Raw genomic sequence first — 19187 nt, 5'->3', positions numbered from 1 at the left:
GGTGTACGGGGTCTGCGTCTGGCTGCCCGCCACCTTCGTCGAACCCGGCGTCGTCGCGGCGGCCGGCTCCCCGCTGACCGGCATCCTGCACCTCGGCCGGGTTCCGCACGGCACCGACGACACGGTCCGCCGGATCGCCGCGGACCTGGAGACGGCGCGCTTCGAGGCGCCGGTCGTTCCGGACGTGGCGCGCTGGCAGTACGCCAAGCTCCTGGGCAATCTCGCCAACGCGATCGAGGCGGTCAGCGGGGTCCTCACCGGCGAGGAGGGCCTGGCGCTCTTCGCGCGGGTACGGGCGGAGGGCGCGGCGGTGCTCGACGCGGCCGGTATCGCCTACGCCGGCGAGGAGGAGCAGAGCCGGGCCCGCGCCGACAAGATCACCTTCAAGCCCCTCGACGGCTCCGAGCGCGGCGCCGGTTCCTCCTGGCAGTCCCTGCACCGCGGCACCGGCACCATCGAGGCCGACTATCTGAACGGCGAGATCGCGCTCCTGGGCCGGCTGCACGGCGTACCGACCCCGCTCAACGACCTGCTCCAGCGGCTGGCCAACACCTTCGCGCGCGAACGCCGGGCGGCGGGGTCGATGCCGGTGACGGAGCTCGTGCGGCTGGCCGACGAGGCTGTCGCGTTTGTTCAAGAGGAGCGGGCGCCGCGTCCCTAGCGTGGAACCCATGAACGATCCGTACAAGAACGTGTATCCGCACATGGTCGAATGCGCCGCCGAGGCCGCCCGGGTGGCCCGCGGTGTCACGGCGGCGCAGCTGTCCGAGTCCTCGCACTGCGCGGACTGGGACGTCCGCACCCTGGTCAACCACTGGGTCCTCTACACCGCGCACGGACTCGAGCACCGGGCCCTGCGCAAGCAGCTCTCCGAGGAGCTGACCGCGCGCGACTTCACGGCCGAACCCGGCTGGGCCGAGGCCTACGCCGAGCAGCTCGGCCGCGCGGTCGCCGCCTGGGACGACCCCGCCGTGTGGGACGGCGAGGTCGACATCGGCGTGGCGAAGATGCCCGCCGCGGAGATCGCCTCGATGGTCGTCAAGGAGATGGCGGTGCACGGCTGGGACGTCGCCGCGGCCACCGGCCAGCCGTTCCGTGTCTCGGACGGCGCGGCACGGTTCGTCCTGGACGTGGTCGACACCCATGCCGAGCTCTACCGCCGCTACGACGGCTTCGCCGACCCGGTGGACGTGCCCGACGACGCGCCCGTGTTCGAGCGCGCCCTCGCCCACAGCGGTCGCGATCCGCGCCGGTCCACGGCGTAGGGTGCCCGGCCCGGCGCGAGCGGAGACACCGGTCGCGAGGGTGGGCGGACCATGGACCGGTACCCCGGCAGCCGTCCGTCCGGAGCAGGAGCGGACGTCGGCCCCGTGGGCGATTGGACCAAGAAATCCGCGGGTAATTGGACCGAGACCCTGTGCCAATGTGTGACTAGCCTCGATGACATGACGACCACCTCGCCCACCCGCGTCGACTTCTGGTTCGACCCCGCCTGCCCCTTCGCCTGGATCACCTCACGCTGGATGCTGGAGGTCGAGCGGGAGCGTCCGCTCGACCTCCGCTTCCACGCGATGAGCCTCTACCTGCACAACATCGGCAATGAACTGCCCGACTGGTACCGGGAGTTGGTGGACAAGTCCATCGGTCCGGTACGGGTCGCGGTGGCCGCGGCCGAGCGGCACGGCGAGAAGGTGCTGCGCGACCTCTACACCGCCCTCGGCACCCGCATCCATCAGAGCGGAGTGAAGGACTTCGACGCCGTGGTCACGGAATCGCTCGCCGAGCTCGGACTCCCGGCCGAACTGGCCGACGCGGCCCACGACCCCTCGTACGACGTGGCGGTGCGCCGCAGCCATGACGCCGGCACCGAGCGGGACTCCGGTGCCTATGTGGGGACTCCCACCATCCACGTCGAGGGAACGGTGTGGTTCGGCCCGGTGCTCCGGGCCGTCCCGCGGGGAGAGAAGGCCGCCGAACTGTTCGACAGCTTCCGAGTCCTCGCCGCCCACCCCGACTTCTTCGAGCTCAAGAGGACCCGCACGGGCGGGCTCGCCTTCGACTGATCCCGCCCCTGGCGGCAGCCGGGGGATCAGGCGCCGATCGCCTGCAAGGACGGCATCCGGGCCTCGTCGTAGCGGTCCAGCAGGACCCGCGCGACCTCCGGCGCGGGCCCGAGGACATCGGCGAGGACGTCGGCCCCGGCGGCACCCCGGGCGATCCGGTCCGGCAGGAAGCCGGGGGCCAGGACGTACGGGGCGACGGCGACGCGCTCACAGCCGAGGGCTCGGAGTTCGCGGACGGCGTCCTCGGTGCGGGGAAGGGATGCGGAGGCGAACGCGGGCCGCACGGCGCACCAACCGGTGTGCCGCCACTCCCGCGCGATGTCTGCGATCACCGCGATCGCCTCCGGGTCGGTGGACCCCGCCGAGGCCAGCACGACCCCGGTCGAGGACTTGTCGGCGGGCGTCAGCCCGGCCTCGTACAGACGGCGTTCGAGCGCGGCCGTCAGCAGCGGGGACGGGCCGAGCACCTCCGTCTGCCGGATCCGCAGCCGCGACGGTGCCTCCCGCAGCACCGCCGGGATGTCCGACTTGGCGTGGAAGGCGCGGGTCAGCAGCAGCGGCAGGGCCACCACATCGCGAACGCCCTCGGCCGCCAGGGAGTTCAGCACCCGTTGCACGGACGGGACGGCGAAGTCGAGGAAGCCGGTCTCCACGCGCAGGCCGGGGCGTTGGGCGCGCACCTTCCGTACCAGGGCATGCACCGTCGCGGCGTGCCGCGGGTCGCGGCTGCCGTGGGCGATGACGACGAGGACGGGGCGCTCCGGCCTGCTCATGACGGGTCAGCCCTTCACCAGGAGTCCGCGGCTGCGCAGCACCCACCGCTCCACCGGGCTGAAGACGATCAGGTCGATGGCGATGCCGACGAACAGGATGAGGAAGATGGCGAGGAAGACCATCGACATGGAGCTCGCGTTGCGGCCGTTCTCCAGCAACTGGCCGAGGCCCACGCCGAGGTCGGGGGAGGAGGCGATGATCTCCGCGGCCATCAGGGAGCGCCACGAGAACGCCCAGCCCTGCTTCAGACCGGCCAGGTAGCCGGGCAGCGCGGCCGGCATCACGATGTGCCAGGTCCCCCGCAGGCCCGTCGCACCCATCGTGCGGCCCGCCCGCAGGAACAGCGGCGGCACCTGGTCCACGCCCGACACCAGCCCGTTGGCGATCGACGGGACGGCGCCGAGCAGGATCACCGCGTACATCATCTTGTTGTCCAGGCCCAGCCAGATCACGGCCGGCGGCACCCACGCCACCGACGGCAGGGACTGCAGTCCCGACAGGATCGGACCGATCGCGGCGCGCACGAACTTCACCCGTGCCACCAGCAGGCCCAGCGGGGTCCCGATCACCAGGGCGAGCAGGAAGCCCAGCAGACCCCGCGAGACGCTGGTCCAGATGTAGTCGAGCAGCTTGCCCTGGAGCCAGGCGTCCTGGACCTCGGCCCAGACGTCGGACGGCGAGGGCAGCTTGGTCGGGTCATCGACGATCTTGAACGTGATCAGTGCCTGCCACGCCACCAGGACGATCGCGAACGCGACGAGCGGCGGAAGCACCTTCTGCCGGAACGTCGTGCCGAAGGACCTGCGGCCGGCGACGGAGGACTCGAGCGCGTCGAGGCCCGCCTCCAGACCGCCCAGGCCGTCGTTGTCCTTGACCGCGGCGTCGGCCCTCGTCTCAGTGCTGGCCATGGCGGCGGATCTCCCCACGCAGTTCTTCGGTGATCTCGATGGACAGTTCCGCCACGGGGGCGTCCTCGATGCGGCGCGGCTGCGGAATGTCCACCGTCCACTCGCGGGCGATGCGCCCCGGGCGCGAGGACAGCAGGATCACGCGCTGCGCGAGTCGCACCGCCTCGCGGACGTTGTGCGTGACGAACAGGACGGACAGACCCGTCTCGCGCCAGATCCGGGTCAGTTCGTCATGCAGGACGTCCCGGGTGATCGCGTCCAGCGCCGCGAACGGCTCGTCCATCAGCAGGATCTGGCTGTCCTGCGCGAGCGCCCGGGCCAGCGCCACGCGCTGGCGCATACCGCCGGACAGTTCGTGCACCCGCTTGCCGTACGCACCCTTCAGGCGGACGAGTTCGAGCAGTTCCTCGGCCCTGTCCTGCCGCTCGGCCTTCGGAACTCCCCCGAGCTTCAGGGCGAGTTCGATGTTCTTGCCCGCGGTCAGCCACGGGAAGAGGGCGTGCTCCTGGAACATCAGAGCCGGGCGCCCGTTGGTCGATATGCCTCCGGCGGAGGGCTTGTCGAGCCCCGCCACCAGGTTCAGCAGCGTGGACTTGCCACACCCCGAGGCCCCCAGGAGGGTGACGAACTCACCCGGTGCGACATCGAGGGTGATGTCGTCGAGGACGAGCTGGGGCCCCGCGGGTCCGGCGAAGGACTTCGAGACGTGCTCGATGCGGGCGGCGTACTCGGTCGTGTCGGCGCCGTCGGCGGCCTTGGCGAGCGTCGTTGCCATGGTCGTCACCTCCTGGGAACTCACTGGGATCCGGACTTACTTGACGCCGAGACCGGCGTCGTCGACCGAGCTCTCGCCCGCGGCCGCGAGGACCTTGTTCAGGAGCGTGAGGTCATAGATGCCGGCCAGCTCGGGCTTCTCCAGGAGACCGGCCTTCACCGCGTGGTCCGCCTCGGTGTTCAGCGTCGAGGCCAGCGGGTCGTTGGTGATCTGGATGGACTTCCAGGCCGGGTCCAGGACATCGGCCGGCAGCGCCTTGCCCGAGTCGGCCTCCAGCTGCTTGTTCGCCGAGGCCTTCGCGTCGTCCGGGTTGGCGTTGATCCACTTGTTGGTCTCGACCGAGCCCTTCAGGACCGCCTCGACGACCTTCGGGTGCTCCTTGAGGAACTTCTGCGACACGATGATGTTCGTGATCACGAACTTCTTGTCGGGCCACAGGTCCCGCTCGTCGAGCAGCACCTTGCCGCCCTCGGCGACCAGCTTGGACGCGGTCGGCTCCGGCACCCAGGCGCCGTCGATGGAACCGGACTTGTAGGCGTCCGGAGTGATCTTGTTGTCGGTGCGGACGACCGACACATCACCCTTGCCGCTCTGGGCGTCGACCTTCCAGCCCTGCTCCGCGGCCCAGTTGAGGAACGCGACGTCCTGAGTGTTGCCGAGCTGCGGCGTCGCGATCTTCTTGCCCTTGACGTCCTTCAGGGACTTGATCTTCTTGGGGTTCACCACGAGCTTGACGCCGCCCGAGGCCGAACCGCCGATGATGCGCAGGCTCTTGCCCTCGGACTTCGTGAAGCCGTTGATCGACGGCGAGGGGCCGATCCAGCCGATGTCGATGGAGCCCGAGTTGAGCGCCTCGATCTCGGACGGGCCGGCGTTGAAGATCTGGTACTTCGCCTCGGTGGCGCCGAGCTTCTTCTGGAAGAAGCCCTTCTGGTTGCCGACCAGCGCGGTGGCGTGCGTGAGGTTCCCGAAGTAGCCGATCTTCACGGAGTCGAGACCGTCGATCTTCTTCGAACCGGCGGCGACCTTCGCCTTGGTGTCGTCCTTCGCGTCGGAGCCGTAGCTGCAGGCGGCGAGGGCGAGGAGGGGGAGAGCGGTGGCGGCGGCGATGCCGCGGCGCACCAGAGCGGAGCGGTTGGAGCGGATGGCAGGCACGGGAGGTGTTCCTCTCGTTGGCCCGGCGGTCACGTTTTCAGTCGTGGCCGGGAAGGTCGGCAGGTCTTCGTCGCATCCGGGACGTCGGGTGGGGGGACGGGGCGCGCAGGCAGTGCGCGTACGTCATCGCGCACATCGCGCGACTCCGCCCTGCCCGCTGCCGAGGGCGCCGCTGCCGACGCGGCCGCCCTCCTTCGCGAACGTGGAGTAGATGTCGATGGGGTTCATGTCAGAAGTCCCAACCGTCGTCGTCGGACTCGTCCTTGACCGGCTGCGGCGCGGCGAAGGACTCGCCGACCATGCCCGCGGTGAGCGTGGTGCCGTCGGCCGGGTCGATCAGGATGAACGCGCCGGTGCGCCGGGAGTCGGCGTACGCGTCGAGCGGGAGCGGCTCGGCGGTGCGGATCTTGACGCGGCCGATGTCGTTGGCGACCAGCCGGCCCGGGTGCGGGTGCAGCGAGAGATCGTCCAGCGTCAGCCGGGACGGGATGTCCTTGACGATCGCCTTGACCGTGCGGGTGCCGTGCTTGAGCAGCACCCGGTGGCCGACGGTGAGCGGCTCGTCCGCCACATGGCAGACGGTCGCCTCGACGTCCTGCGTGGTCGGGGGCGCGTCCTTGCTCGGCACGAGCAGATCACCGCGGGAGATGTCGACGTCGTCCGCCAGCAGGAGGGTCACCGACTGCGGCGTCCACGCGATGTCGACCGGCTTGCCCAGCAGGTCGATCCCGGCGACCTTCGAGGTGCGCCCGGACGGCAGCACGGTGACGCTCTCGCCGACGCGGAAGGAACCGGCCGCGATCTGACCGGCGTACCCCCGGTAGTCCGGGTGCTCGGCGGTCTGCGGGCGGATCACGTACTGCACGGGCAGCCGCGCGTGGCAGTGCGCCAGGTCGTGGCTGACCGGCACGGTCTCCAGGTGCTCCAGGACCGTCGGGCCGCCGTACCAGTCCATGTTCGCGGAGGCGTCCACCACGTTGTCACCGGCGAGCGCCGAGATCGGGATCGCGGTGATCTCGGGGACGCCCAGCTCGGAGGCGTACGCCGTGAACTCCTCGGCGATCGCCGCGAAGACGGACTCCTCGTACTCGACGAGGTCCATCTTGTTCACGGCGAGGACGACGTGCGGGACGCGCAGCAGCGCGGCGACGGCGGCGTGCCGGCGGGTCTGCTCGATCACGCCGTTGCGGGCGTCCACGAGCACGACGGCCAGGTCGGCGGTGGAGGCGCCGGTGACCATGTTGCGGGTGTACTGCACATGCCCCGGGGTGTCGGCGAGGATGAACCGGCGGCGCGCGGTGGCGAAGTAGCGGTAGGCGACGTCGATGGTGATGCCCTGCTCGCGCTCGGCGCGCAGGCCGTCGGTGAGCAGCGCGAGGTCCGGGGCGTCCTGCCCGCGGTTCGCCGAGGCGCGCTCGACGGCCTCCAGCTGGTCCGTGAGGATCGACTTGGAGTCGTGCAGCAGCCGCCCGACGAGCGTGGACTTGCCGTCGTCGACGGAGCCCGCGGTCGCGAAACGCAGCAGGGTCGTCGCCGACAACTGCTCGACCGACAGGGGCTCGGTGGGTTCGGTGGTGCTGGTCATGTCTAGAAGTACCCCTCGCGCTTGCGGTCTTCCATCGCGGCCTCGGACACCTTGTCGTCGGCGCGGGTGGCGCCGCGCTCGGTCAGGCGGGAGGCGGCGATCTCGGCGATGACGGCGTCCAGGGTGGTCGCGTCGGAGTCGACCGCACCGGTGCAGGACATGTCGCCCACTGTCCGGTAGCGCACCTGTCGTTTCTCTACAGTCTCGCTCGCGCGCGGCCCGCCCCACTCGCCGGCGGTCAGCCACATGCCGCCCCGCCGGAAGACCTCACGCTCGTGCGCGAAGTAGATGTCGGGGAGCTCGATGCCCTCGCGGGCGATGTACTGCCAGACGTCCAGCTCGGTCCAGTTGGAGAGCGGGAACACGCGGACGTGCTCGCCGGGCGCGTGGCGGCCGTTGTACAGGTTCCAGAGCTCGGGGCGCTGGCGGCGGGGGTCCCACTGCGAGAACTCGTCCCGCAGCGAGAACACCCGCTCCTTGGCGCGGGCCTTCTCCTCGTCACGGCGTCCGCCGCCGAACACGGCGTCGAAACGCTCGCCCTGGATCTTCTCGGTGAGCGGGAGGGTCTGGAGCGGGTTGCGGATGCCGTCGGTGCGCTCGCGCAGCACACCGCGGTCGATGTAGTCCTGCACCGAGGCGACGTGCAGACGCAGGCCGTGCTGCTGCACGGTCCGGTCGCGGTAGCCGAGGACCTCGGGGAAGTTGTGTCCGGTGTCGACGTGCAGCAGCGTGAAGGGGATCGCGGCGGGCGCGAACGCCTTCAGCGCCAGGTGCAGCATGACGATGGAGTCCTTGCCGCCGGAGAAGAGGATCACCGGCCGTTCGAACTCGCCCGCGACCTCACGGAAGATGTGCACGGCCTCGGACTCCAGCGCGTCCAGGTGCGACAGCGCGTACGGGCTGCGCTGCGTCTCCTCGGAGACACTGGCGACGATCGTCATGCGAGACCCCTCTCGGTGAGCAGCGCGTGCAGCGCGGCAGCGGACTCCTGCACGGTCTGGGTGTGCGACTCGATCCGCAGATCGGGCGACTCGGGCTCCTCGTACGGGTCGTCGACGCCGGTCAGCCCCGAGATCTCGCCCGCGGCCTGCTTGGCGTACAGCCCCTTCACATCGCGTACGGAGCAGACCTCCACCGGGGTCGCCACATGCACCTCCAGGTAGGGGGTGCCCCCGGTCTGGTGGCGCCCCCGCACGGCCTCGCGGCTGTCCGCGTAGGGCGCGATCACCGGGACGAGCGCCTTGACGCCGTTGCGGGCGAGCAGTTCGGCGAGGAAGCCGACGCGCTGCACGTTGGTGTGCCGGTCGGCGCGGCTGAAGCCGAGGCCCGCCGAGAGGAACTCGCGGATCTCGTCGCCGTCGAGGACCTCGACACGGTGGCCCTCCTCGCGCAGCCGGCCGGCCAGCTCGTACGCGATGGTGGTCTTGCCGGCACTCGGCAGACCCGTGAGCCAGACGGTGGCTCCGGTCGTCACTTGCTGCTCCTGAGAAATCGTGGGGTCCGCGGCGGGCGCGGTCGTCGTGGTTGCCGTCGTCGTCGGCGTCATCCGTGCAGCCCGCACTCGGTCTTCGAGCGGCCCGCCCAGCGGCCGGCGCGCGCGTCCTCGCCCTCCAGCACCCGGCGGGTGCAGGGCGCGCAGCCGACGGAGGCGTAACCGTCCGTCAGCAGCGGGTTGGTGAGGACCCCGTGCTCGGCGACGTACGCGTCGACGTCGTCCTGCGTCCAGCGGGCGATGGGCGAGACCTTGACCTTCTGCCGCTTCTCGTCCCAGCCGACCACCGGGGTGTTCGCCCGGGTCGGGGACTCGTCGCGGCGCAGCCCGGTCGCCCAGGCGTCGTACGCGGTCAGGCCCTCTTCGAGGGGCTTGACCTTGCGCAGGGCGCAGCACAGGTCCGGGTCGCGGTCGTGCAGCTTCGGGCCGTACTCGGCGTCCTGTTCGGCGACCGTCTGGCGCGGGGTGAGCGTGATGACGTCGACGTCCATCACGGCCTCGACCGCGTCACGGGTGCCGATCGTCTCCGGGAAGTGGTAGCCGGTGTCGAGGAACACCACGCCGACGCGGCTGTCGCCGGGCACCGCGCGGGAGGCGAGGTGGGCGACGACGGCGTCCTCCATGGAGGAGGTGACACAGAACTTCTTGCCGAAGGTGTCCACGGCCCATCGGAGGATCTCCAGGGCGGAGGCGTCCTCCAGGTCGCGCCCGGCCCGCTCGGCCAGGCTCCTCAAGTCCTCGCCCGTGCGCTCTTCCTGAATCGTCGTCATATCTCCGCCCCTCCACGCTCTTCCTGCCGAAGGCCTCGGGACAGCAGCCCGAGGAACTTCAGCTGGAAGGCTCGGTTGCACGCCGCGCATTCCCACGCGCCGTGGCCCTCCTCGCTGGGTCGCAGATCCTCGTCCCCGCAGTAGGGGCAGTAGAACGGCGCGGCACGCTCACTCACGACAGGGCCTCCTCGGAGGCCCGCGAGGCCCAGGTGGCGAAGCGCTCGCCGTCCTCGCGCTCCGCCTGGAAACGCTTGAGGACACGCTCGATGTAGTCGGGCAGTTCGTCCGAAGTCACCTTCAGGCCACGGACCTTGCGGCCGAACCCGGCCTCCAGGCCGAGCGCGCCGCCCAGGTGCACCTGGTATCCCTCGACCTGCTCGCCCCGCTCGTCCAGGACCAACTGACCCTTGAGACCGATGTCCGCGACCTGGATGCGGGCGCAGGCGTTCGGGCAGCCGTTGATGTTGATGGTGAGGGGCTCTTCGAACTCGGGGATGCGGCGCTCGAGTTCGTCGATCAGGGAAGCACCGCGCGCCTTGGTCTCGACGATCGCGAGCTTGCAGTACTCGATGCCGGTGCAGGCCATCGTGCCGCGCCGGAAGGTGGAGGGCTTCGCGGTCAGGTCGAGCGCCTCCAGGCCCTCGACGAGCGAGTCGATCCGTGTCTCGTCCACGTCGAGCACGATCATCTTCTGCTCGACGGTGGTGCGCAGCCGGCCCGAGCCGTGTGCCTCGGCCAGCTCGGCGATCTTCGTCAGGGTGGCGCCGTCGACGCGGCCGACGCGCGGGGCGAAGCCGACGTAGTACCGGCCGTCCTGCTGCCGGTGCACTCCGACGTGGTCGCGCCAGCGGGCGACCGGCTGGTCGGGGGCGGGGCCGTCGACCAGCTTGCGCTTCAGGTACTCGTCCTCCAGGACCTGGCGGAACTTCTCCACGCCCCAGTCGGCGACCAGGAACTTCAGACGGGCGCGGGTGCGCAGCCGCCGGTAGCCGTAGTCGCGGAAGATGGAGAGGACTCCGATGTGGACGTCCGCGACCTCGTCGAGCGGGACCCAGGCGCCGAGACGCTGGCCGATCTTCGGGTTGGTGGAGAGGCCGCCGCCGACCCAGAGGTCGAAGCCGGGTCCGTGCTCGGGGTGGTTCACGCCGACGAAGGCGACGTCGTTGATCTCGTGCGCCACGTCGAGCAGCGGCGAGCCCGAGATCGCGGTCTTGAACTTGCGGGGCAGGTTCGAGAAGTCCTTGTTGCCGATGACCCGACGGTGGATCTCCTCGATGGCCGGGGTGCCGTCGATGATCTCGTCCTCGGCGATGCCGGCGACGGGCGAGCCGAGGATGACGCGGGGCGTGTCACCGCAGGCCTCGGTCGTGGACAGGCCCACGGCCTCCAGGCGGTTCCAGATCTCCGGGACGTCCTCGATGCGGATCCAGTGGTACTGGACGTTCTGCCGGTCGGTGAGGTCGGCGGTGCCGCGCGCGAACTCCTGCGAGATCTCGCCGATGACGCGCAGCTGCTGCGTGGTCAGCCGGCCGCCGTCGATGCGGACGCGCAGCATGAAGTACTTGTCGTCCAGCTCCTCCGGCTCCAGGATCGCGGTCTTGCCGCCGTCGATCCCGGGCTTGCGCTGGGTGTAGAGGCCCCACCAGCGCATGCGTCCGCGCAGGTCGTTGGGGTCGATCGAGTCGAAGCCCCGCTTGGAGTAGACCGTCTCAATGCGTGTCCGCACGTTGAGACCGTCGTCGTCCTTCTTGAACTGCTCGTTGCCGTTGAGCGGGGTGAAGTGACCTACGGCCCACTGACCCTCGCCGCGGTGACGGCTCACCTTGCGGCGGGGCGCGGCGGCGGGATTCTGCGGGGTGGCGGCCATGGTTGTTACGTCCTTCGAGACTGCGGGACAGGTCTGACTGCGGCTCTGACCTGCGCATACGGGTGCATACGGAAGAATGGGCGCAGCACTGCGCAAGGGTCGCGAAAAAGGGGGAGAGTCGGCGCTGCTGGGCTGGTCAGCTCGCCGGACAGATGGCGCTGGACATGCGGCCGAGGTCGACGTGCCGCCGACTCACCAAGGCAATTCCAGTTCCGGACATGACGGAAGCGTGTCACGGGGATCTCGGGGCAGTCCACCATCATCCATCATGTGGACACCCGAGTCCCGAATGGCGAGACAAGGGTGTCGCCGGTCACATGACCGGGCACGACCGGGCCTCCCCGCGGTGCCGCGAGGGGTTCCGAACGGCCGTGGCCACCGCGCCTCGGAGCGGATCAGCCGGTGTGCGCCCCCGGCCACGGCCCCGGTGTGGCCACCTCCGGCTCCTCCTCGACCTTGGTGTCGAAGAGCTTGAAGCCGCGCCGCAGATAGTTGTCCATCGCGTGCTCCCCGTCCTTGCTGCAGGTGTGCAGCCAGACGCGCTTGGTCTCGGCCCGCCCCGGCCAGCGTCCGGCCAGGTCCCAGGCGCGCGCGACGCCGTACGAGAGGAGGTGGCCGCCGATGCGGCGTCCGCGGAACGCGGGGATGAGCCCGAAGTAGACGACCTCGACCGCCCCGTCGTCCTGAGGGTCGAGTTCGACGTAGCCCGCGGGCGTCCCCCGGTCGTAGGCGACCCAGGTCTCCACGCCCGGCCTGTCGAGCGCCTCCTGCCACTGCGCGTACGTCCACGCGAGCCGGTCCGTCCAGCGGATGTCCCCGCCGACCGACGCGTACAGGAAGCGGCTGAACTCGGGGGAGGGGACCTCGGCGCGGACGATCCGCAGGTCCCCGCCGGGCGCGCCCGCGGGGAGCAGGTCGGTCGGGGCCGTCTGCTCAAGGGACCAGGTGGTCACAATGACGTTGCTCATGAGCGCCAGGGAACCATGGGGGCGGGTGCCCCTCCAAAAGGGGTCCGGAGGCCGGGCGGCTACTCCAGCGAGCCGTCGACCGACGACAGCGGCACCGCGTAGAGCACCCGCTGGGCCGTGGTGTCGGTGAGTGTCCACAGTTCGCCTGTCCGCTGCCAGTAGGAGAGCGATCCGGTGCCCAGGCCCCAGCAGGCGTGCGACTGGTCCGCGGTGCACGTGGCCGCCTCGGCGCCGTGGCCGGTCTGCCGCCACAGGGAGCCGTGCCGGGCGCGGCTGTCGGACGGCCGCACGGTGTACCACCGGGTCTCGTGCGCGCCCGCGGCCCGGTGCGAGAGGACACCGGACACTCCGGTGCCCTTGGTCGAGTAGGCCTCCACCGCGTCCACGTGGCCCTGGGCGTCGGCGAGCAGTCCCGTGCGGTACGCGGCGGTGCTGAACGCGTACCGCCAGACACGGGTGCGCTCCGAACGGCCGCCCGCGGCCTCCGTCGCGACGAGGCTGTCCGGAGCGGTCGTGCGGTCCAGGGAGAGCGAGCCGAAGCAGGGGACCGCGCGGTCCCGGCCGCGTGTACAGGCGCCGCCCTCCGGGTCGTACGAGCCGATGGCGGGCAGCACGTACCGGTAGCCGGCGGCGGAGTAGCCGTCGCCCACCCGGCCCACGGCGCCGCTGTCCACGTCGGCCCGCAGCAGCCGGTGCAGGTCGAAGACGAGAAGGCCCTCGCCGTGCGCCGCCGTGACGATCAGCTTGTCCTGGTACCAGGCCATGCCGCCGAGGCCCGAGTGGACCGCCGTGAAGTCCTCGCCGCCGGAGCGCGGGGCGACCAGCAGGACCCAGCGGTAGGTGAGGGCGTCCGGGTCGGTCGCGTCGACGAAGGCGATCCTGGCCAGGCCTTCGTCGCGGGTCGGCGCGGCCGCCTGCCCGTCGCGGTGCGTCCACCCGGCCAGGATCACCGGGCGGGTGCCCCACCGGCCGCTGCCGTCGGCGTCACCGGACGTGGTCACGGAACGCGGCCGCCACTGCCCGGTCCGCGCGTCGGCGTCGTCCCAGCAGTACGCGCGGGTGGCGGTGGGCTCGACGGGCAGCGCCCCCCGCTCACCGGCGGTGCAGTCGGCGGTGTTCCGCATCGCGTGGTCGGTGTCGTCGAGGACTCCGTCGACGCCCACATTGCCGCCCATGTTCCCGCTGAGGGTGTCGAGCGTGTCCCGGGAGGTGAGGTTCTCGTGCAGGCGCAGTTGCTGTGCCGCGGAGCTGGAGCGGAGCGCGGTGAGTCCGCCCGGACTGTTGCTGCCGGTGGCCTGTGAGGTGCTGATCAGGGTGGCGGCCGCGGTGAGCGCGAGCGCGGTTCCGGCCAGGGTGGCGCGCAGCGCCTGTCCCCTTCTGCGACGACGATGCCTGCCGCGCTGCTTCATGCGTCCTCCCGAATAGGCCAACTGCCTCCCCCGCCGAGGGCGTTGACGGAGAGACGGGTGGGGTGGCCTGTGAGGGGATGCTACGGCAGAGACCCCCCGGCCAGGACAAAGACGGCGGAAGACGCTCACGAAATACGCTCGTTCACCCCTCCTCGCGCTCAGGACGGCTCCGGTTCGCCCGCCGACCGCGCTCCGAGCACCGCCGGTGCCGCCGAGTGCGGCAGCAGGTCCCGGGGGTCGTCCGGCAGCAGCACGTCGACCTCGACCTCCTCGCGGAAGCGGTACGGGCGGTGGTCGAGGAGCCCGATGAGCCGGCGGCGCACGCGGGACAGTTCGGCGCGGACCGTGACCGTGCGGGTCGGATCGCCGAAGAGCTCGACCGCGAGCTGGGCCGCGCTGCGCCCCTGCCGGTGCACGGCGAGGACGTAGAGCAGTTCCGCGTGGCGCGGGCTCAGGTCCTGGGCCCAACTGCCCGCCGTGCCCGAGACGGTGACATGCGGCCGCCGGGGATCGCCGAGGTCGAGGACCACCCGTCCGGCGCTCCCCGTGTCGTCGGTGGCGGTGACGCGCAGCAGCCAGCCGCCGGGCATCGGTTCGGCGACGCACATCCCGAGGGACGGCAGCCAGGCCGGGCCCGCGCCGAAGAGGTCGGGCAGCGGGACCCGGTCGACGGGCGGCATTCCGGTGACGGCGGCGAGCCAGCCGTGGGTGTCCACCACGAGCGCCGGGCCGTCCAGCCGGCACAGCAGGGGAGCGGCCACGGCGCGCAGCCGTTCGATGGCCGTCAGATGTCTGCCGCGCAGTTCGCTCTCGGCCAGTCTGGACACCGAGTCGACCAGCGCGAGCGTGGCCGGATGGAAGGTGCTGTCCGGGCCGCTCACGTCGATGATCCCGAGCAGCCGCCCGTCGCGCGGGTCGTGCACGGGCGCGGCGGCGCACGTCCAGTCGTGCAGGGTGCGCACGAAGTGCTCGGCGGAGTGCACCTGGACGGGGGCGCCCGCGGACAGGGCCGTGCCGATGGCGTTGGTGCCGGTGGTGTCCTCGCTCCAGGCGGCGCCTTCCTCCAGGCAGATGGTGTCGGCCCGGCGCAGCACACCCGGGTTGCCCTCGCGCCACAGCACCCGGCCCTCGGGGTCGGTGACCACCATGATCTGCAGGGAGGCGTCGGCGACCGCTCCGAGTCCGCCGCGGAGGGTCGGCATCACGTCGGCGAGCGCGGTGGAGGTCCGCCGGTGTTCGACTTCGGCCGTCTGCAACAGCACACTGCCCGTTCCCTGTTCGGGATCGACACCGAATCGCTTCACCCGCTGCCAGGACCGGCCGATCACCGGACGCGGGGCGATCGCGCCACGTTCCCCCTTGACCGACGCGGCCCAGGTCTCCTGGAGGTGCCCGGCTGTTTCGGGCGCGTCCAGTGGTGCGAAACGGGCGGGGTTGAACGATGTCGTCTTCACAGGGCACTCCCGGAACCAGGACCGCGTACGAGCCGCGACGCCGCCGTCGTCCCACATCGTGCCTGCTCTCGGCCGGGTTCGCCGGACCTTCGCCCAAGGTGCACCGACGAATATGCAACGGTCTGCAACTCTCGCCAACGGTCACGAGGTTCCTTGAAACTGACAGCGACGCCGCCCGTGCGGCGTCCGAGCTCCTGCACGGGGCCGGAGGCGGGGGTGGTGCCGTGTCGGCGCAGCACCACCCCCGCTTCAGCGCCTTCTCAGGACACCGGCCGCGCCCGCTCCACGACCGTGGCCAGATCCAGACTGTGCGGCAGCGTGCCGAACGCGGTGCCCCAGTCACCGCCCAGGCGCGAGGCGCAGAACGCGTCGGCGACCTCCGGGGGCGCGTACCGGACGAGCAGCGATCCCTGGAGCACCAGCGCGATCCGCTCGACGAGACGGCGGGCACGGCCCTCGATGCCGTCCAGGTCGGCGAGTTCGGCGAGCAGGTTCTTGATGGCCCCGTCCAGCCGGTGGTCGGCGCCGCGGGCCCGGCCCACCTCCCGCAGATACGCGTCCAGGGCCCCCGGCTCCCGCTGCAGCGCGCGCAGGACGTCCAGCGCCTGCACATTGCCCGCGCCCTCCCAGATGGAGTTGAGCGGCGACTCCCGCAGCAGCCGAGGCATCCCGGACTCCTCGACGTAGCCGTTGCCGCCCAGACACTCCAGCGCCTCCACCGCGACCGGCGTACACCGCTTGGTCACCCAGTACTTGGCGGCCGGCACCGCGAGCCGCAGGAACGCCCGCTCCTGCTCGCTCCCGTCGTCGTACGCCGCGGCCAGCCGCATCGCCAGCGTGGTCGCCGCCTCCGACTCCAGCGCCAGATCGGCGAGGACGTTGCGCATCAGCGGCTTGTCGAGTAGCCGGCCGCCGAACGCCTCGCGGTAGGTGGAGTGGTGGATCGCCTGCGCGACCGCCTGGCGCATCAGCGAGGCCGAACCGAGCACACAGTCCAGCCGGGTCGCCGCGACCATCTCGATGATGGTCCGTACCCCGCGCCCCTCGTCGCCCACCCGGCGCGCCCAGGTCCCGTCGAACTCGACCTCGCTCGACGCGTTGGACCGGTTGCCGAGCTTGTCCTTGAGGCGCTGGATACGGAAGACGTTACGGGTGCCGTCCTCCAGGACGCGCGGGACCAGGAAGCAGGTCAGTCCGCCCGGGGCCTGCGCCAGCACGAGGAAACCGTCCGACATCGGCGCCGAGCAGAACCACTTGTGCCCGGTCAGCGCGTACGTCCCGTCCTCGGCGAGCGGTCGGGCCTCGGTCGTGTTGGCGCGGACGTCGCTGCCGCCCTGCTTCTCGGTCATGCCCATACCGAAGAGCACGCCGGCCTTCTGAGCGGCGGGCCGCAGCTCCTGGTCGTAGATGGCGGACGTCAGCCGCGGCTCCCACTCGGCGGCGAGCGCCGGGTCGGTGCGCAGCGCGGGCACCGCCGCGTGGGTCATCGACAGCGGGCAGCCGTTGCCCGCCTCGGCCTGGGTCCAGATCACGAAGCCCGCGGCGCGCCGGAGGTGTCCGCCGGGGCGGCTCCAGGCCGAGGTCAGTCCCGCCGACACGCCCTTGCCGAGGAGCCGGTGCCAGGAAGGGTGGAAGTCGACCTCGTCGATCCGGTTGCCGTAGCGGTCGTGGGTGCGCAGCTTGGGCGGATTCTCGTTGGCCAGCGCACCCCACTCCTGCACCTGGGCGGAACCGGACGTCCGGCCGAGCGCCGAAAGCTCCTCGCGCGCCTCGTCGAGAAGCTCCGGATCGAGATGTCGGTCAACCGCCTCGACGAGGGCCCGGTCGGCGGCGAATACGTCATATCCGACCAGGGGCGGAACCTGGTTGGTCACGGTGTGGGTGCTGGCTGCCATACCGCTACCGTAAGGACGTGCACCAGGCAAAAGAAACACCTGAACGGCCTCGCTCGGGCCGCTTCCACCGCGCTCGCGCGCTCTACCGGAACGTTTCGAAGCGCAGGACCGCCTGGCTGCTGATCAAGGACACTGTCAACTCGTGCATGGAGTACCGGATCCTGGGGCTGGCGGCCGAGGCCGCCTTCTTCACGCTCCTGTCCGTGCCGCCGCTGCTGCTGAGCATGATCGGGCTGCTCGGATACGTGGACGACTGGACCGGCGCCGACACCATCGCCAGCCTGGAGTCCAACATCCTGGAGGCGTCCCGCACGGTGCTGACCCAGAAGGGCGTGCACCAGATCGCCGAGCCGATCCTGCACGACGTGATGAAGGGCGGCCGGCCCGACATCATCTCCCTCGGCTTCCTGTTCGCCCTGTGGTCGGGCTCGCGCGCGGTGAACGTCTTCATCGACACCATCACCGTGATGTACGGCCTCGACGGCACCCGGGGCATCGTGAAGACCCGGGTGATGTCGTTCCTGCTGTTCATCGTGGCGCTGCTGATCGGCTCGATCGCGCTGCCGCTGATGGTGGCGGGCCCGGACGCCGTGGTGAACGTCGTGCCGTGGTCGACGACCGTCGTCCAGGTCCTGTACTGGCCGGTCGTCATCGTGCTGTCGGTCGTCTTCCTGACGACCCTCTACCACGTGTCCGTCCCCGTCCGGTCCCCCTGGGTCGAGGACGTGCCGGGCGCCCTGGTCGCCCTCGCCATGTGGGTGCTCGGCAGCTTCCTGCTCCGCATCTACCTGACCAACACCGTCGAGGGCCCCACCATCTACGGCTCGCTCGCCGCACCCGTCGCCGTCCTGCTGTGGATCGGTGTCTCCGCCTTCGCCGTCCTGGTGGGCGCGGCCGTCAACGCCGCCATCGACCGGGTCTGGCCGGCCGCCGCCACCGCCGCGGCCCGTGCCGCCAACGAGCGGCTGCGCGAGGCCCAGGCCGCCGAGTTCGTGGCCCGCGCCGCCGCGCACCGTTCCTACGACGCCGATCCCGACGACCCCGACATGCCCTCCGAGTTCCCGGAACGCTGGTCGCGCTTCCTGCCCCCGGAGGACGTGACGTCCCGCCTGCGCACGCACGCCAAGAACACCCACCACACCCACCGCGCCCCGAAGAACGGCGAGGAGCGTCCTCCGCGGGACTGAGCCCGGGGCCGCCCCTCGTCAGGCCTTCCACACCCCGGCCGCCGCGGCCTCCCGCGCGAAGTCCGTGAAGTCCCGCGGCGCCCGGCCGAGGATCGCCCCGACGCCGTCCGAGAGGTGGGAGTTGCGGCCGTCGAGGAGGCTCTCGAACAGGTCGACGAGGAACTCGACCTCCTCGGCCGGCACCCCGAATCCGGCCAGCGTGTCGCCGTACTGCCGCGCCGTCACCGGGGTGTACGCCAGCTCCTCGCCCGTGGCCCGCGAGATCTCCGCGACCGCCTCCCGGAAGGTCAGCAGCCGGGGTCCCGTGATCGCGAGCTCCCGACCGGTGTACCGGTCGCCCCCGGTCAGCGCGGCCACCACGACGTCCGCGATGTCCCGGACGTCGATGAACGGCTCCCGCACCTCACCGGCCGGGAAGACCAGCTCCCCATGGCGCAGCCCCTCGACCAGCGGGCCCTCGCTGAAGTTCTGCGCGAACCACGCGGCTCGTACGATCGTCCAGTCCGCGCCGGACGTGCTGAGCGCCTCCTCGGTCGGCCGGGCCCGGTCCTCGCCCCGCGACGACAGCAGCACCAGCCGCCGTACGCCGAGCCCCACCGCCTCCCGGGCCAGGGCCCCGACCGCCTCCGTGGCGGCCGGCGAGCCGACGTCCGTGGGATACACCAGGTACGCCGCGTCGGCGCCGCGCAGCGCCCCCGCCCACGTCGAGGCGTCCTCCCAGTCGAAGCCCTCTCCGCGCGATCCCGCCCGGACCGTCAGACCCGCCGCCCGCGCGGCCTGCGCGACCCGGCTCCCGGTCCGCCCCGTCGCCCCTGTCACCAGCACCGTCATGTTCCGCGTGTTGTCTGTCATGCGCCCAGTCAACTGCCGCCCCCGGCAAGGAAC

General features: G+C 71.2%; 20 protein-coding genes. 4 read left to right on the top strand and 16 right to left on the bottom strand.

Annotated elements, in window-relative coordinates:
- The 3 genes from ACFWBT_RS17840 to ACFWBT_RS17830 all read left to right on the top strand — a co-directional run.
- A partial coding sequence (locus tag ACFWBT_RS17840) for a ketopantoate reductase family protein (RefSeq protein WP_385701161.1) occupies window positions 1-661 on the top strand: 661 nt, incomplete at its 5' end.
- A gap of 10 nt (window positions 662-671) precedes the next feature.
- The gene (locus tag ACFWBT_RS17835; RefSeq protein WP_385701159.1) at window positions 672-1265 is read left to right on the top strand and encodes a TIGR03086 family metal-binding protein; all 594 of its coding nucleotides are present in this window, start codon (window positions 672-674) and stop codon (window positions 1263-1265) included.
- Window positions 1266-1445: 180 nt separating this feature from the next.
- Window positions 1446-2063 carry a DsbA family protein gene (locus tag ACFWBT_RS17830; RefSeq protein ID WP_385701157.1) on the top strand — a complete coding sequence of 206 codons (618 nt, stop codon included), beginning with the start codon at window positions 1446-1448 and terminating at the stop codon, window positions 2061-2063.
- Between the two features lie 26 nt (window positions 2064-2089).
- Here the strand turns inward: ACFWBT_RS17830 and ACFWBT_RS17825 are convergent, their stop codons facing one another.
- The 15 genes from ACFWBT_RS17825 to ACFWBT_RS17755 form a co-directional block, all read right to left on the bottom strand.
- On the bottom strand, window positions 2090-2836 hold the full coding sequence (locus ACFWBT_RS17825; RefSeq protein WP_385701155.1) for a sirohydrochlorin chelatase: 747 nt from the start codon (window positions 2834-2836) through the stop codon (window positions 2090-2092).
- A 6-nt stretch (window positions 2837-2842) separates the two neighbouring features.
- A complete protein-coding gene (locus tag ACFWBT_RS17820; RefSeq protein ID WP_385701152.1) occupies window positions 2843-3745 on the bottom strand; it encodes an ABC transporter permease in 903 nt (300 codons plus the stop codon).
- Window positions 3732-4520 carry an ABC transporter ATP-binding protein gene (locus tag ACFWBT_RS17815; RefSeq protein ID WP_385701150.1) on the bottom strand — a complete coding sequence of 263 codons (789 nt, stop codon included), beginning with the start codon at window positions 4518-4520 and terminating at the stop codon, window positions 3732-3734. Before ACFWBT_RS17815 ends, ACFWBT_RS17820 begins: the two co-directional genes overlap by 14 nt.
- A 36-nt stretch (window positions 4521-4556) precedes the next feature.
- On the bottom strand, window positions 4557-5666 hold the full coding sequence (locus ACFWBT_RS17810; RefSeq protein WP_385701166.1) for an aliphatic sulfonate ABC transporter substrate-binding protein: 1110 nt from the start codon (window positions 5664-5666) through the stop codon (window positions 4557-4559).
- Between the two features lie 238 nt (window positions 5667-5904).
- Complete coding sequence (locus ACFWBT_RS17805) at window positions 5905-7260, bottom strand: sulfate adenylyltransferase subunit 1 (protein WP_385701148.1); 1356 nt, start codon at window positions 7258-7260, stop codon at window positions 5905-5907.
- Between the two features lie 2 nt (window positions 7261-7262).
- Window positions 7263-8201, bottom strand: coding sequence for a sulfate adenylyltransferase subunit CysD (gene cysD / locus ACFWBT_RS17800; protein WP_385701146.1), 939 nt, complete (start codon window positions 8199-8201; stop codon window positions 7263-7265).
- Window positions 8198-8734, bottom strand: a complete 537-nt coding sequence (gene cysC / locus ACFWBT_RS17795) for an adenylyl-sulfate kinase (protein ID WP_385701143.1) — start codon at window positions 8732-8734, stop codon at window positions 8198-8200. Before cysC ends, cysD begins: the two co-directional genes overlap by 4 nt.
- A gap of 68 nt (window positions 8735-8802) precedes the next feature.
- Entirely contained in the window at window positions 8803-9522 is a 720-nt protein-coding gene (locus ACFWBT_RS17790; RefSeq protein ID WP_385701140.1) for a phosphoadenylyl-sulfate reductase, read from the bottom strand.
- Window positions 9519-9698, bottom strand: coding sequence for a hypothetical protein (locus ACFWBT_RS17785; protein ID WP_351536777.1), 180 nt, complete (start codon window positions 9696-9698; stop codon window positions 9519-9521). The genes ACFWBT_RS17790 and ACFWBT_RS17785 overlap by 4 nt, the downstream gene beginning before the upstream one ends.
- A complete protein-coding gene (locus tag ACFWBT_RS17780; protein WP_385701137.1) occupies window positions 9695-11389 on the bottom strand; it encodes a nitrite/sulfite reductase in 1695 nt (564 codons plus the stop codon). Before ACFWBT_RS17780 ends, ACFWBT_RS17785 begins: the two co-directional genes overlap by 4 nt.
- A 136-nt stretch (window positions 11390-11525) precedes the next feature.
- A complete protein-coding gene (locus ACFWBT_RS17775; protein ID WP_309486338.1) occupies window positions 11526-11609 on the bottom strand; it encodes a putative leader peptide in 84 nt (27 codons plus the stop codon).
- A gap of 175 nt (window positions 11610-11784) precedes the next feature.
- On the bottom strand, window positions 11785-12357 hold the full coding sequence (locus ACFWBT_RS17770) for a GNAT family N-acetyltransferase (RefSeq protein WP_385701135.1): 573 nt from the start codon (window positions 12355-12357) through the stop codon (window positions 11785-11787).
- Between the two features lie 59 nt (window positions 12358-12416).
- Window positions 12417-13766 (bottom strand): hypothetical protein, encoded by a 1350-nt coding sequence (locus tag ACFWBT_RS17765; protein WP_385701133.1) that lies wholly within the window; start codon window positions 13764-13766, stop codon window positions 12417-12419.
- Window positions 13767-13924: 158 nt separating this feature from the next.
- The gene (locus tag ACFWBT_RS17760; protein ID WP_385701130.1) at window positions 13925-15220 is read right to left on the bottom strand and encodes a GAF domain-containing protein; all 1296 of its coding nucleotides are present in this window, start codon (window positions 15218-15220) and stop codon (window positions 13925-13927) included.
- A gap of 260 nt (window positions 15221-15480) precedes the next feature.
- Window positions 15481-17115, bottom strand: a complete 1635-nt coding sequence (locus ACFWBT_RS17755; protein WP_385701127.1) for an acyl-CoA dehydrogenase family protein — start codon at window positions 17113-17115, stop codon at window positions 15481-15483.
- Window positions 17116-17132: 17 nt separating this feature from the next.
- Between ACFWBT_RS17755 and ACFWBT_RS17750 the strand changes: the two genes are divergently transcribed.
- Window positions 17133-18302 (top strand): YihY/virulence factor BrkB family protein, encoded by a 1170-nt coding sequence (locus ACFWBT_RS17750; RefSeq protein WP_385701124.1) that lies wholly within the window; start codon window positions 17133-17135, stop codon window positions 18300-18302.
- Between the two features lie 18 nt (window positions 18303-18320).
- Here ACFWBT_RS17750 and ACFWBT_RS17745 read toward each other — a convergent pair whose 3' ends face one another.
- Complete coding sequence (locus ACFWBT_RS17745) at window positions 18321-19154, bottom strand: NmrA family transcriptional regulator (protein WP_385701122.1); 834 nt, start codon at window positions 19152-19154, stop codon at window positions 18321-18323.
- Window positions 19155-19187 lie beyond the last annotated feature (33 nt).

This window comes from Streptomyces sp. NPDC060027 (assembly GCF_042737005.1).
Lineage (GTDB): Bacteria > Actinomycetota > Actinomycetes > Streptomycetales > Streptomycetaceae > Streptomyces.
The sequence above is the reverse complement of the archived record's forward strand: the minus strand, read 5'-3'. Positions and strand labels throughout refer to the sequence as shown.

Coding starts and splice junctions, on each gene's coding strand:
- ACFWBT_RS17835 (WP_385701159.1), top strand. CDS start 672: ATGAACGATCCGTACAAGAACGTGTATCCGCACATGGTCGAATGCGCC.
- ACFWBT_RS17830 (WP_385701157.1), top strand. CDS start 1,446: ATGACGACCACCTCGCCCACCCGCGTCGACTTCTGGTTCGACCCCGCC.
- ACFWBT_RS17825 (WP_385701155.1), bottom strand. CDS start 2,836: ATGAGCAGGCCGGAGCGCCCCGTCCTCGTCGTCATCGCCCACGGCAGC.
- ACFWBT_RS17820 (WP_385701152.1), bottom strand. CDS start 3,745: ATGGCCAGCACTGAGACGAGGGCCGACGCCGCGGTCAAGGACAACGAC.
- ACFWBT_RS17815 (WP_385701150.1), bottom strand. CDS start 4,520: ATGGCAACGACGCTCGCCAAGGCCGCCGACGGCGCCGACACGACCGAG.
- ACFWBT_RS17805 (WP_385701148.1), bottom strand. CDS start 7,260: ATGACCAGCACCACCGAACCCACCGAGCCCCTGTCGGTCGAGCAGTTG.
- cysD (WP_385701146.1), bottom strand. CDS start 8,201: ATGACGATCGTCGCCAGTGTCTCCGAGGAGACGCAGCGCAGCCCGTAC.
- ACFWBT_RS17790 (WP_385701140.1), bottom strand. CDS start 9,522: ATGACGACGATTCAGGAAGAGCGCACGGGCGAGGACTTGAGGAGCCTG.
- ACFWBT_RS17780 (WP_385701137.1), bottom strand. CDS start 11,389: ATGGCCGCCACCCCGCAGAATCCCGCCGCCGCGCCCCGCCGCAAGGTG.
- ACFWBT_RS17775 (WP_309486338.1), bottom strand. CDS start 11,609: ATGTCCGGAACTGGAATTGCCTTGGTGAGTCGGCGGCACGTCGACCTC.
- ACFWBT_RS17770 (WP_385701135.1), bottom strand. CDS start 12,357: ATGAGCAACGTCATTGTGACCACCTGGTCCCTTGAGCAGACGGCCCCG.
- ACFWBT_RS17765 (WP_385701133.1), bottom strand. CDS start 13,766: ATGAAGCAGCGCGGCAGGCATCGTCGTCGCAGAAGGGGACAGGCGCTG.
- ACFWBT_RS17755 (WP_385701127.1), bottom strand. CDS start 17,115: ATGGCAGCCAGCACCCACACCGTGACCAACCAGGTTCCGCCCCTGGTC.
- ACFWBT_RS17745 (WP_385701122.1), bottom strand. CDS start 19,154: ATGACAGACAACACGCGGAACATGACGGTGCTGGTGACAGGGGCGACG.